Here is a 12,140-nt window from a genome sequence, read left to right on the forward strand (position 1 = left end):
TGGTCATCCAAGCGGACAAAAAAATAGCGAACGTTTAAAGCGTCCGCCATTTTTTATTCAGAGCCTGCCTCAATCAATCATCCGGCATTTCCGGTGGCTTGCTCGGTTTCGCCGGTTTGGCTGGCTTGGCGCCCTTCTCGCCTTTCTTGGCTGCCGGTTCGGCGGCGGTGGCCTTGGTTTCAGCGACTGTCGGTGCGCTGATTTCCTTTTCGCTGGCCGGCAGCGCGTCAACCGTGTCGAAGATTTTCTTCAGGTCCACCGATTTCGCTTCATCGCCCGAGGCCGACAGTTTGGTCTCGCCGTCCTTGCCCAGCAGGAACACTTTAGGATACGCGCCGGCACCGAGTTTCAGCGACCGCAGCAAAGCCATGGTGTCTTGCTGGCCGAGATCCTTGCCATCGAGTTGTCCGGCCATATTGAGGATGGTGTAGACCTTGATGTTGCGGTCGGCGACGCCCTTCTTGTTCGCCGGATCTTCCAGCGACTTTTTCAGTCCCACCCACACCGGGTCGACGGTACTTTGTGCAATTACGATCAACGGTCGGGCCCGTCCCATATCCCCGGCTATGGGCGAGTCATTGTCAGCGGCGAACAAGGGGCCGGCAATCGCCAGCAAGAGTGTCAGGGTCAGTGACCTGATGAGCATGCGCATCTCCTTTTGATATCCACGCTCTAATGATTGCGCATCGCGGCGATTGTTCCGGGGTCGTGCCCGGCAAATATGTTTCGCCTTGTCAGAAGCTTAGGTCAGCCGCGTCATTGCGCAACTGCATCGGCGTAATCGTGACGCGGATTTGATTACCTTTTGTGAGCGCATTAGGGTGGTCATTCTGCCCACGAAATGGAGTTCAACCCATGCACATCGACTACCTGTGCGATCACCCGCATTTGATTGAGGAACTCGCCGAACTCAATTTCAAGGAATGGGGCGAATTCCGTGACGGCGATACCCTTGAAGCCCGCACCGAGCGGATGCGCGCGGCCTGCGGCAAGGGTGCGGTTCCCAGCGTGGTGGTGGCCATTGAAGACGACAGATTGCTCGGTGGCGCGCTGCTGATCGACAGCGACATGAAGATCCGCCCGCAACTGACGCCGTGGCTGGCGGGCGTCTACGTGAAAGCCGAAGAACGCGGACGCGGAATTGCTTCGCAACTGGTCAACAGGATCGTCGCCGAGGCGGCGACGCTGGGAGTGACTGAGTTGTATCTGTACACCGACGCTGCGCAATCGCTGTATGCGGGGTTGGGTTGGGAGGTGGTCGAGGATCTGGTCTACGAGGATTTGCCGGTGACCGTCATGAAATTCAACATCCTTCATACCGCAGCGTAGGAGCTGCCGCAGGCTGCGATCTTTTGATCCTGATCGTAAAAACGAAGATCAAAAGATCGCAGCCTGCGGCAGCTCCTACATCAGAACGCCAGCTTATAGCCGATCAACAGCAGCATGGTCGCCAGGCACGGGCGCAGCAACTCATCGGAAATGCGCCCGGTCAGGTGGCTGCCCAGCCAGATGCCCGGCAGCGAACCCATCAGCAGAAAGCCCAGCACGCCCCAGTCCATGTTACCCATGCTCGCGTGGCCCAGACCTGCAACAAGGGTCAGCGGCACGGCGTGGGCGATTTCGGTGCCGACCAGGCGCCGGGTGGGCAGCAGCGGATAGAGGATGAACAACGCGACCGTGCCGAGGGCGCCGGCGCCGATCGAGGTCAGGGCGACCATGGTGCCGAGGATCAGCCCGGTGATCACTGTCATCACATTCAGGCGCGCGCCGCTCGGGTTGTAGTTGCCGCCCGCGCGTTTGTGGGCGAATTCGAGCAGGCGCTTCTTGAACAGAATCGCCAGCGCCGTGGCGAACAGCACGAAGCCCAAGGCCTGTTTGATGATCGCGTTCATCGCCTCGGGCGCGGTGTGCAGCGTACTGAGAAACCACAGGGTCATGGCGACTGCCGGCACGCTGCCGAGGGTCAGCCAGCCGGTGATGGCCCAGTCGATGTTGTTGTTCTTTTTGTGCACCAGCACGCCACTGGATTTGGTAATGGCCGCGTACAACAGGTCGGTGCCCACCGCTGTTGCCGGGTTGATGCCGAACCACAGCAGGATCGGCGTCATCAACGAACCGCCGCCGACACCGGTCATGCCGACAATAAAACCCACCACCAGCCCGGCAATCACCAGGCCGAAATTTGCCAATTCCATTAAGACGTCCAGAAAAACGACAGGAAAAATCTGGCCCGCAGCATAGCGATTTTTCATATAACCACATATATCGATGCGGTCTATCGTTATGCCTTCCAGCCACACCGCCTTTATCTGAGTGGGAGCGGGCTTGCTCGCGAAGGCGGTGTGTCATTCACGTAGATATCGACTGACACGCCCTTTTCGCGAGCAAGCCCGCTCCCACAGGGGTTCTATGGTGCCAGGTAGATCAATGCACGCGCCGGCCCGGTTTGAAACTGTGATGCCGGTTGATCCACACCGTCGCAAGCGCAATCAGCGACAGGATCAACAGCGCCCACGGAAACGACATCGCCCCCGCCCGATCCAACAACAACCCGCCAAACAGGCCGCCGCCAGCAATCGCCACATTCCAGGAGGTGGTGAGCATCGCTTGCACCACGTCCACATGCTCGCCGGCCGAATCCGCCGCCGCCGTCAGCAGCAACGTCGCCGAACCACCAAATGACAGGCCCCACACGGCCATGCAGGTGTAGATCAGCCACGGTGACGGGGATATCAGCGCCAGCACCAGTGCGGTCACAGCAAACACCGCGAGGCTGATCAGCGTCAGCCAGCGCAACCAGCGATCCACCAGCAGGCCGATGATCCAGATCCCGATCAGCGAACACAGGCCGAACACCAGCAGCACCAGATCGACGCGCTCGGCCAGCCCGGCCTGCATCAGGAATGGCGCGATGTAGGTGTAGAGAATGTTGTGCCCAAGCATCCAGGTCAGCACCACGAACAGCACCGGCCGTACGCCCGGCAGGCGCAGCGATTGCAGCAACGGCAGGCGTTCGGCGCTGGCCTGACCCGGACGATCCGGCACCGCCAGCACAATCCACGCCGCCAGCACCAACGCCAGCGCCGACATGATCCCGAACGAAGCGCGCCAGCCGATCAGGTTGCCCAGCCAGGTTCCCGCCGGGGTGCCCAGCGACAGCGCCACCGGGGTGCCGAGCATGGCGATTGCCAGTGCCCGCCCCTGCTGGTGCACCGGCACGATGCCACGGGCGTAGCCGGCCATGATGCCCCACGACAGCCCTGCCGCCATCCCGGCCAAGAACCGCGACGCCAAGGTCAAGCCGTAATGGCTGGAGAACGTAGTCACGGTGTTGAACACCAGGAAGCCACCGACCGTCATCAGCAGTACCCGCCGCCGTGGCCAGCCCCGGGTGGCGACGGTCAGCGGAATCGCCGCAACAATAGAGCCCAGTGCATACAGCGTCACCAGTTGCCCGGCGAGCACTTCGCTGACCCCAAGCCCGGCGCCGATCTGCGGCAGCAGCCCGGCCGGCAGGGTCTCGGTGAGGATGGCGATGAAGCCGGTCATGGCGAACGCCAGTAACGCGGCATAGGGCAGTTTTTCTGTGCGGGTAGCGCGGTCGATACGGTTGAAGTCGGTGCTTGCGGAGTCGGTCATGACAGATGCAGCTCCCTTTGGATCAATAGTAGCGATGGATTGTATACAAAAATCCCACGCGCAATTTGATCAATGTGGGAGAAGTCTCCCACGGTCTGTACTGGTCAGAGTCAGAATCGAGTCTGTAGTCCCGCCCACCCCTTCAAGTCTAAACATACAAGCGAGCCTGCTCGCGAATGCGGTGGATCTATCAGAGATTCAGCGCCTGGCAGATCGCTTTCGCGAGCAGGCTCGCTCCCACATTGGATCTCCGCACTTACTGCACCGGAAGGAAATTCAGGAACAACAGACTCTGCGCGTAATTCAACCCAATGCGCCGGTAGCGCTCATCAAGCATCTGCGCCAGCAGGTCGAGCCGCGCGACGATCTTGCCGAACTCGGTGGCGAAACTCAGGTTGCTGCCCTCCTCCGAGATTTCGTTGGAGAACAGCAGCGACTGTCCCTCCTTATTCTGCCGCTGGGCCAGAATCCACGTGGCTTTCTCGATATTGCGCGCGGCGTTGTGGACGAAGGTCGGGTTGATTGCATCGGTCATGTAGAACTCGATGCGATTGCCGTGGGCGGTGACCAGCATGCTGCCGATGGCATAGATGAAGGCGCCGACCCGATCCCCGAGAAACTCCGGACTCATCGCGTAGCTGAGCGCCGCCAGATCTTTGCGTCCGCCCAACACCGGTAACGGTTGCTGCTGCTCGACGGCAAGGCGCACCTGTTTCACCGCCGTGTTGATGTCGAGGAATCCCGATTTGCGCAGCTCTTCCGGGTTGCGCAAATACAGCTTGCCCATCAGGCGATAAAGGCTGTTGAGGTTGTCGCGCATCGCCAACGTGGCCATGCGATCGACGCTGGTCTGCAGGAATTCCTGCGGTTGACCGTCACGCATCTGAGCGATGAAACCGTTGCCGGTCTGGTGCGTGCAACCGCTGACAAACAGCGATGACAGACAGGCCAGCAACAGGCACGGGCGGCGAAAAAATCGGGCGATCGGGTGAAAAACTCTCGGCATGAATTCTCGAACGGGCACATTCCTGTGCGGCGGGCGTCGCCGCATCCTGGCCATGGATAGAGCCGCCGAATCCGGAAAAGTGCAGCGCTGGCACGATTTCCCGACCTTCGGCAACTATTTAGTATGACTTTATATTTGCACTAAACCTTTAACCGGCTATAAATTCTGACTCAACCCACAATTAGCATGACTATTACCCTGTTTTGAAAACAACAACAAAAAGGAAGGTCAACCATGCTTCAATCACGTCACCTGCTCTCCGGCCTCGGACTGTCCCTGATGATCGCCACCCTCTCCGCCAACGCGGCCGGCCTCAGCGCCGAACACAAAGCCTTTGGCAAAACCAATGACGGCACGCCCGTCGAGCAATACATCCTGCGCAACAGCCACGGCATGCAGGCGACCGTCATCACCTACGGCGCCACCCTGCAATCGCTGCTGGTGCCGGACAAACACGGCAAAGCCGCTGACGTGGTGCTGGGTTTCGACGATGTCCAGGGCTACCAGAAAGGCACGGCGTATTTCGGTGCGACCATCGGCCGTTTCGGCAATCGCCTCGCGGACGGCGCGTTCGAACTCGACGGCAAGCGCTATCAGGTGCCGCAGAACGACAAGTCCAACGCCTTGCATGGCGGTACTCAGGGTTTCGACAAGAAGGTCTGGAAAGCGCAGGAGACCAAGGACAAGGATTCGGTCGGTGTGACCCTGACCTATCTGTCGGCGGACGGTGAAATGGGCTTCCCCGGCAATCTCACAACGCAGGTGACCTACCGCCTGACCGACAGCAACGAGTTGCGCATCGACTATAAGGCCAGCACCGATAAACCGACGGTGCTCAACCTGACCAACCACAGCTACTTCAACCTCGCCGGTGCCGGCAATGGCGACATTCTCAAGCAGGTTGCCACCTTGCACGCCAGCCATTACACCCCAGTCACCGGCAAACTGATCCCGACCGGCGAACTGGCGCCAGTGGCCGGCACGCCGATGGACTTCACCAAGCCCACCGCCATTGGCACGCACATCAAGGCTGATCACCCGCAGTTGAAATTCGCCGAACCGAAACAGGGCGGCTTCGATTTCAACTGGGTGCTGGATACCAAAGGTGATGTGAACAAAGTCGCCGCCGAGGTCAGCGATCCGCAGTCAGGGCGGCATTTGCAGTTGTTCACCAGCGAGCCTGGTGTGCAGTTCTATACCAGTAACTTCCTCGACGGCACGGTCAAGGGCAAGGGCGGCAAGGTCTATCCGCACTGGGGCGCGTTTACCCTGGAAACCCAGCACTATCCGGATGCGCCGAATCAGCCGGACTTCCCGAGCACGCGTCTTGATCCGGGGCAGACTTACAGCCATAACGTGGTGTTGAAGTTCTCCGCGAAATAACACTTGCCTTGTGGTGAGGGGATTTATCCCCGATGGGTGCGCAGCAACCCTGCTTCTTGGGGGCGCTGCGCGCCCATCGGGGATAAATCCCCTCGCCACAGGTTCATCGACCTCCATTGGAACCCCTGCGCTATCCTGCTGCCCACTAAGGTATCGACCATCAGCACAGGAGGTTTGAATGCGTACCCTTGAACTGGCAGGCGTGCAGGTTCCAGTGATTGGCCAGGGCACCTGGCGCATGGGCGAGGATCGCTCGGCGCACCCGCGTGAAGTGTCTGCGTTGCGCCAAGGCATCGAACTCGGCATGACTCTGATCGACACGGCGGAAATGTACGCCGAGGGCGGTGCCGAAAGCGTGGTCGGCGAAGCCATTGCCGGTCTGCGTGATCAGGTATTTCTGGTGAGCAAGGTCTACCCGCACAACGCCAGCCGCAAAGGCATCCCGCAAGCCTGCGAGCGCAGTCTGCGCCGGCTCGACACCGACTACATCGACCTCTATCTGCTGCATTGGCGCGGCCAGTATCCGCTGGAAGAAACCGTCGAAGCCTTCGAACGCCTGCGCGAGGACGGCAAGATCGGCCGTTGGGGCGTGTCGAATTTCGACGTCGATGATCTCGAAGAGCTGGCCAATCCTGCCTGCGCCACCAATCAGGTGCTGTACAACCTGGAAGAGCGCGGCGTCGAATTCGACTTGCTGCCCTGGTGCCAGCAACAGCGCATGCCGTTGATGGCGTACTGCCCGATCGGCCAGGGCGGCGCGATGCTGGCCGAACCGGTACTGAACAAGATTGCCGCTCGTCACAACGTGACCCCGGCACAGGTTTCGCTGGCGTGGATTCTGCGTCAGGATGGTGTGATTGCGATTCCCAAGGCTGTTCGACCGGAACATGTGCAACTCAATGCACAAGCGGCGCAGTTGCAACTGGATGCCGGGGATCTGGCGGCGCTGGACCAGGTATTCAAAGCGCCACAACGCAAGCAGCGGCTGGCGATGGTCTGAGTCGCTGGGCGCTGGCGAGGGCTTCGTCATGAGAAGCACTGATCAGTACGACCCGTTCAATCTGCAGCGTTTCGTCCAGGCGCAGGACCCGGTGTTCGAACGGGTCCAGCGTGAACTCGGCGAGGGGCGCAAACGCAGTCACTGGATGTGGTTTGTGTTCCCGCAGTTCGCCGGGCTGGGCGGCAGCGAAATGTCCCGGCGCTTCGCCATTCAGTCTGCCGAGGAAGCCGAGGCTTACCTGAACCATGACCTGCTCGGCGCTCGACTGCGCACCTGCACGCAGTTGGTGCTGAACATCCGTCAGCGTTCGATTGCCGAGATTTTCGGCCACCCCGACGACCTGAAATTCCACTCCTCAATGACCCTGTTTGCGCAGCTCAGCGCCGACGACTGTCCGTTCGCTCAGGCGCTGGAGCGTTACTTCCACGGCATCCTCGACGAATGGACCCTGCAACTGCTGGACTCAAAACAGGCCCAGTTGCCCCCCGATCAAGGTTGAGAAATCGTCGTCGACGAACGGCAGAATCGCGTCCGCCACCGGTTGCAACTGGCGGGTGATGTAGTGGTCGTAGTCGATCGCGGCGCGACGCACTTCCAGCGGTTCCGGCCCGGCCAGGGTGATCACGTAACTGATCCAGCCGCCGTTCTGGTATTGCCGCGGGCGCCCGTGCTGCGCGTTGTAATCGTCGGCCAGCCGCGCCGCACGCACATGCGGCGGCACGTTGCGTTCGTAGTCATCGAGGGTGCGGCGCAGGCGTTTGCGGTAGATCAGTCGTTCATCGAATTCGCCGGCCAGGGTCTTGCGCACGTAATTGCGCACGTAATCCTGATACGGCTTGCGCTGGAAGATCCGCTCGTAGAGTTCCTGCTGGAACTGCCGGGCCAGCAGTGACCAGTCGGTGCGCACGGTTTCCAGGCCCTTGTAGACCATTTCTTCACTGCCGTCGGCGCGACTCACCAGTCCGGCGTAGCGCTTTTTGCTGCCCTCCTCGGCGCCGCGAATGGTCGGCATCAGAAAGCGTTTGTAGTGGGTTTCGTACTGCAATTCGAGGGCGCTTTGCAGGCCGTACTCCTCACGCACGTGCTCGCGCCACCAGTCGTTGACGTGCTTGACCAGCGCCTGACCGATCTGCGCCGCTTCCTCCTGACCGTGCGCGCGACGCAGCCAGACGAAAGTCGAGTCGGTGTCGCCATAGATCACCGCGTGGCCCTGCGCTTCGATGAGCTGGCGGGTGCGCAACATGATCTCGTGGCCGCGCAGAGTGATCGACGACGCCAGACGCGTATCGAAAAACCGGCAGCCGCTGGAGCCGAGCACGCCGTAGAAGGCGTTCATGATGATCTTCAGCGCTTGCGACAACGGTGCGTTGTGCTCGCGCTTGGCGGTCTCGCGGCCCTCGGCGACCCGCGCGACAATCGACGGCAGGCAATGCCGGGTGCGCGAGAAACGTGCACCGCGAAACCCCGGCACCGAATCGGCGTCGTCCGGGTGTTGCAAGCCTTCGATCAGGCCTACCGGGTCGATCAGAAAGGTGCGGATGATCGACGGGTACAGGCTCTTGTAATCGAGCACCAGCACCGACTCGTACAGCCCCGGCTGCGAATCCATGACGAAGCCGCCGGGGCTGGCCTGTGGCGGATTGGTGCCCAGGTTTGGCGCAACGAAACCCTGACGGTGCATCAGCGGCATGTACAAATGGGTGAACGCCGCCACCGAGCCGCCGCTGCGATCTGCCGGCAGGCCGGTAACGCTGGCGCGTTCGAGGAGAAACGTCAGCAGTTCGGTCTTGGCGAAGATCCGCGTCACCAGCTCACAGTCCTTGAGGTTGTACTTGGCCAGCGCCGGTTTGTCCTCGGCGAACATGCGGTTGATTTCATCCATGCGCTGGTACGGGTTGTCGATCGCCTTGCCCTCGCCGAGCAGGGTCTGGGCGACGTTCTCCAGGCTGAACGAGGGAAAACTCCAGGTCGCTGAACGCAGCGATTCGATGCCGTCGATGATCAAGCGCCCCGCTGCCGAGGCAAAGTAGTGCGTGCGGCTGCCGTGTTCGCGCCACTGCATCTCTTCACCGCCACGGCCGATTTTCAGCGGCACACCGAGGCGCCGCGCGTGTTCGTGGAGGATGCGCAGGTCGAACTGCACGACGTTCCAGCCGATGATCGCGTCGGGGTCGTGGAGGGCGAACCAGTCGTTGAGCTTCTTCAGGATCACGGTGCGCGAGTCGCAATATTCCAGATCGAAGTCGATGATGCTCGCGTCACCGTTGGGCGCGCCGAGCATGTACACCTGACGCTGGCCGCAACCTTCGAGGGCGATGGAATACAGCTCGCCGGTTTCGGTGGTTTCGATATCCAGCGAGACCAGCCGTAGTTGCGGTCGGTATTTCGGATCAGGTTTGAGTTGAGCGTTGAGCAATACGCCGTCAGCGTCGGCGCTACCGCCGAACAACACCGGTGCAGTGATGAAGCGCTCCATCAGGTAGCGCTCGGGCGGACGCACGTCGGCTTCGAAGACATCGACACCGGCGCGGGACAGCGCGGTTTCCAGGCGCATCAACTGGCCGTGTTGCTGGCAATACAGTCCGAGCACCGGGCGATGTTCGAAATCCTGCAGGGCCAGCGGGCGCAGTTCGACGTTCTTTTCGTCGTGCAGCAGGCGTTCGGCTGCTTCACGCTGTTCGGCGGGGATAAACGCCACTGACGTTTGCGGCGCCAGGCGCACACGGCGCGGCCCGGCGTCGGTCGCCAGCCAGAATTCGACTTCGGTGCCGGCCGGGGTATCGCGCCAATGCCGGGTCAGGACGAAGCCCTGCTGTAAATCCACCACTGCAACCTCAGGAATTGAATCAGAGGGGCATTCTACGCTGCCCTTCAAGGGATAACCCCATTCCCTGTGGTGAGGGGATTTAGCGAAACGTCGCACCGCCCCGATGGCCTGCGTAGCAGGCCCAAAGCCATCCAGTGATATATGTCAGAAAAATCCGGCTTCATGAGTTTGGGGCTACTTCGCAGCCCATCGGGGATAAATCCCCTCACCACAAGGTTTCCCTTTGCACAGGCTCAGGGGTAGGTATTTTCGGCAAATGACGTTTTTTGCGTGCTATCTGCCGCTTTGCCACCTTGCCCTGCGCACAAGGGTCTACGATGCTTGAGTAACAACGACAACACCTGAGTAACCGCCATGAAGACCGTCGCCCAACTGCTCAAGCTCAAAGATCAGAAAAATCAGGAAGTGCACCATATCGATCCCGGTCACATGGTGCTCGAAGCGCTGATGAAAATGGCCGAGAAAAACGTCGGGGCCTTGGTGGTGATGGAAGATGACAAAGTGGTCGGCATCATCAGTGAGCGTGATTACGCGCGCAAACTGGTACTGCACGGGCGCTCGTCGGTGGGCACACCCGTGCGCGACATCATGGTCAAGGACGTCATCACCGTGGACACCCACCAGACCGTCGACACCTGCCTGGGCATCATGTCCGACAAACGCCTGCGCCATTTGCCGGTGGTGGAGAACGGCAAGTTGATCGGCCTGCTGTCGATCGGCGACCTGGTGAAAGAGGCGATTGCCGAACAGGCGGAGCTGATCAAGCAGTTGGAGCAGTACATTCGCGGGGAGTGATCTCCTCTCGTCCAGGCACTAAAAACCCCTGTGGGAGCGGGCTTGCTCGCGAATGCGGTGTGTCAATCAGAGATATTTCGACTGACACACCGCATTCGCGAGCAAGCCCGCTCCCACATTGGTTTACCGGGTGTTCAGGACGGCCAATGCCGGGCGAAGACCGGTGCCAGCACCGGGTGCCGGTCGATGCGTTGCAGCCACGCATAAAAACCTGGACGGGTCTGGCGCAGATGCTCGCGGCTCCCCGCCCAGCGCGTCACCACGGCTGCCAGCACGTCCAGCGCGCCGGGTGTTTCGTCGTCCAGGTACAACTCGGCGGAAAACTGATCGGCAAACACTTCCCAGCTCCAGTGCAGGCGCTCACGTGCACCGGCCATCAGGTTCTGCCGTGAAGCTTCGTCCGGCATCACCAGCCAGCGCTCGGGGTAATCGATGACGCCGATGGCCGCGTAGCAATTGCTGGCGATGTAAACCATGCCGCGAATCGCCTGATCGCGATCAGCCGCCTTGGCCGGCAACAGACCGGACTCGGGAAAACTCAGGCCCAGATGAATCAGAATCGCCACACTCTCGGTGATCGCACTGCCATCGGGCAATTGCAGGGTCGGCACCTGCTTCAGTGGATTGAGGCGCGCCAGTGCCTCGGCGGCTTCGCTTGAAGCTTCGATATCGATAAAGCGATAGGCGATCTGGCATAACTCCAGCGCTGCCTCGATGGCTGCGGCACCTGAATTGCGATGTCCGTACAGTTGATACATGCCCCCTCCTCGATCTCGACAGATCTGTGTAGCCCTATTTATAGCGGGTGTATCCGCTTTGGCACGTTTTTCCCATGCAATCGCGACTTGCGAATCCAAACCTCGCAAAACAGCGCTGGCGGTGCCCATCCCGCACCAAGAGCAATCATCGAACGCTATCCGCGTTCTTGTAAGGTGCGATACCGAACCAAAAGTTCGCGTATCCGAGCTGGCAACAAGGAGTTCACCGCGTGAATCTTCAAACGCTCTGCCGCATCAGCCTCTGCTTGCTTGTTTATCAACAACGCCGAGTTCATTCGAACAGTCCCGGCGGCCAGTGCCTCTACTTTATTACCTGACTCCATGACCACACACCGTGATTGGCGATGACGCTTCGCTGACAACGGCGTGTTATTTATTTTTTAAATACAACTGCAAAAATTCCCGCACCAGCGCCGTATTAAATGAACGCAGGCGGGATTGTCGGACAATAACTTTCAGCGACTTTGCAAGTGCACCAAAACGGCTCCAGTGAGTTGGATTATTCAGCACTGGAAACATTGATTTCATTTAAACAAGAACAAGGAACATACGTCGTGACCCGCTAAAACACAGACCCGCACCAAATCAGTCCGCCGCGCACCAGCAAGTGCCCGGGCCGTTAGCCAAGCCGCCGCTCTATCCCGCCGATCAGCGTGATACCGCGTAGAGCCTGACTCGCCTCTGAAAAAACTCCACTCAATGGAGTTTCGG

11 protein-coding genes are annotated in these 12,140 nt (G+C 60.1%); 5 read left to right on the forward strand and 6 right to left on the reverse strand.

Going from position 1 to position 12,140, the window contains the following annotated elements; genetic code table 11:
• Positions 1-73: 73 nt before the first annotated feature.
• Positions 74-646 carry a DUF4174 domain-containing protein gene (locus tag M0808_RS18355; protein ID WP_247842078.1) on the reverse strand — a complete coding sequence of 191 codons (573 nt, stop codon included), beginning with the start codon at positions 644-646 and terminating at the stop codon, positions 74-76.
• A 209-nt stretch (positions 647-855) separates the two neighbouring features.
• Here M0808_RS18355 and M0808_RS18360 point away from each other — a divergent pair, with 209 nt between their 5' ends.
• On the forward strand, positions 856-1,329 hold the full coding sequence (locus M0808_RS18360; RefSeq protein ID WP_135295383.1) for a GNAT family N-acetyltransferase: 474 nt from the start codon (positions 856-858) through the stop codon (positions 1,327-1,329).
• Positions 1,330-1,409: 80 nt separating this feature from the next.
• Here the strand turns inward: M0808_RS18360 and M0808_RS18365 are convergent, their stop codons facing one another.
• The 3 genes from M0808_RS18365 to M0808_RS18375 form a co-directional block, all read right to left on the reverse strand.
• Positions 1,410-2,195 (reverse strand): sulfite exporter TauE/SafE family protein, encoded by a 786-nt coding sequence (locus M0808_RS18365; protein WP_064586898.1) that lies wholly within the window; start codon positions 2,193-2,195, stop codon positions 1,410-1,412.
• 229 nt (positions 2,196-2,424) lie between these two features.
• Positions 2,425-3,639: an MFS transporter gene (locus tag M0808_RS18370; RefSeq protein WP_247842079.1), complete on the reverse strand. Its 1,215-nt coding sequence runs from the start codon at positions 3,637-3,639 to the stop codon at positions 2,425-2,427.
• A 256-nt stretch (positions 3,640-3,895) separates the two neighbouring features.
• Positions 3,896-4,645: a hypothetical protein gene (locus tag M0808_RS18375; protein WP_247842080.1), complete on the reverse strand. Its 750-nt coding sequence runs from the start codon at positions 4,643-4,645 to the stop codon at positions 3,896-3,898.
• Between the two features lie 234 nt (positions 4,646-4,879).
• On the opposite strand from M0808_RS18375, the gene M0808_RS18380 reads away from it, so the two are divergent.
• The 3 genes from M0808_RS18380 to M0808_RS18390 all read left to right on the forward strand — a co-directional run bounded on the left by M0808_RS18380 (position 4,880) and on the right by M0808_RS18390 (position 7,527).
• Positions 4,880-6,028: an aldose epimerase family protein gene (locus tag M0808_RS18380; protein WP_247842081.1), complete on the forward strand. Its 1,149-nt coding sequence runs from the start codon at positions 4,880-4,882 to the stop codon at positions 6,026-6,028.
• Positions 6,029-6,206: 178 nt separating this feature from the next.
• Complete coding sequence (locus tag M0808_RS18385) at positions 6,207-7,028, forward strand: aldo/keto reductase (RefSeq protein ID WP_139055752.1); 822 nt, start codon at positions 6,207-6,209, stop codon at positions 7,026-7,028.
• 28 nt (positions 7,029-7,056) lie between these two features.
• Complete coding sequence (locus M0808_RS18390) at positions 7,057-7,527, forward strand: DUF1810 domain-containing protein (protein ID WP_223007295.1); 471 nt, start codon at positions 7,057-7,059, stop codon at positions 7,525-7,527.
• On the opposite strand, the gene M0808_RS18395 is transcribed toward M0808_RS18390, so the two are convergent.
• The gene (locus tag M0808_RS18395) at positions 7,492-9,852 is read right to left on the reverse strand and encodes a DNA polymerase II (RefSeq protein ID WP_247842082.1); all 2,361 of its coding nucleotides are present in this window, start codon (positions 9,850-9,852) and stop codon (positions 7,492-7,494) included. The two genes, M0808_RS18390 and M0808_RS18395, sit on opposite strands and share 36 nt — an antisense overlap.
• Before the next feature lie 357 nt (positions 9,853-10,209).
• Between M0808_RS18395 and M0808_RS18400 the strand changes: the two genes are divergently transcribed.
• Positions 10,210-10,650, forward strand: coding sequence for a CBS domain-containing protein (locus M0808_RS18400; protein WP_027613875.1), 441 nt, complete (start codon positions 10,210-10,212; stop codon positions 10,648-10,650).
• Positions 10,651-10,784: 134 nt separating this feature from the next.
• Here M0808_RS18400 and M0808_RS18405 read toward each other — a convergent pair whose 3' ends face one another.
• A complete protein-coding gene (locus tag M0808_RS18405) occupies positions 10,785-11,408 on the reverse strand; it encodes a glutathione S-transferase N-terminal domain-containing protein (protein ID WP_096797379.1) in 624 nt (207 codons plus the stop codon).
• Positions 11,409-12,140 lie beyond the last annotated feature (732 nt).

The sequence above is a fragment of the Pseudomonas sp. MWU12-3103b genome (assembly GCF_023100615.1).
Taxonomy (GTDB): Bacteria; Pseudomonadota; Gammaproteobacteria; order Pseudomonadales; family Pseudomonadaceae; genus Aquipseudomonas; species Aquipseudomonas putida_A.

Excerpts from the sequence above, each read along its gene's own strand:
- M0808_RS18385 (WP_139055752.1), top strand. The coding sequence starts at position 6,207 with ATGCGTACCCTTGAACTGGCAGGCGTGCAGGTTCCAGTGATTGGCCAG.
- M0808_RS18365 (WP_064586898.1), bottom strand. The coding sequence starts at position 2,195 with ATGGAATTGGCAAATTTCGGCCTGGTGATTGCCGGGCTGGTGGTGGGT.
- M0808_RS18405 (WP_096797379.1), bottom strand. The coding sequence starts at position 11,408 with ATGTATCAACTGTACGGACATCGCAATTCAGGTGCCGCAGCCATCGAG.
- M0808_RS18370 (WP_247842079.1), bottom strand. The coding sequence starts at position 3,639 with ATGACCGACTCCGCAAGCACCGACTTCAACCGTATCGACCGCGCTACC.
- M0808_RS18375 (WP_247842080.1), bottom strand. The coding sequence starts at position 4,645 with ATGCCGAGAGTTTTTCACCCGATCGCCCGATTTTTTCGCCGCCCGTGC.
- M0808_RS18360 (WP_135295383.1), top strand. The coding sequence starts at position 856 with ATGCACATCGACTACCTGTGCGATCACCCGCATTTGATTGAGGAACTC.
- M0808_RS18355 (WP_247842078.1), bottom strand. The coding sequence starts at position 646 with ATGCTCATCAGGTCACTGACCCTGACACTCTTGCTGGCGATTGCCGGC.
- M0808_RS18380 (WP_247842081.1), top strand. The coding sequence starts at position 4,880 with ATGCTTCAATCACGTCACCTGCTCTCCGGCCTCGGACTGTCCCTGATG.
- M0808_RS18400 (WP_027613875.1), top strand. The coding sequence starts at position 10,210 with ATGAAGACCGTCGCCCAACTGCTCAAGCTCAAAGATCAGAAAAATCAG.
- M0808_RS18390 (WP_223007295.1), top strand. The coding sequence starts at position 7,057 with ATGAGAAGCACTGATCAGTACGACCCGTTCAATCTGCAGCGTTTCGTC.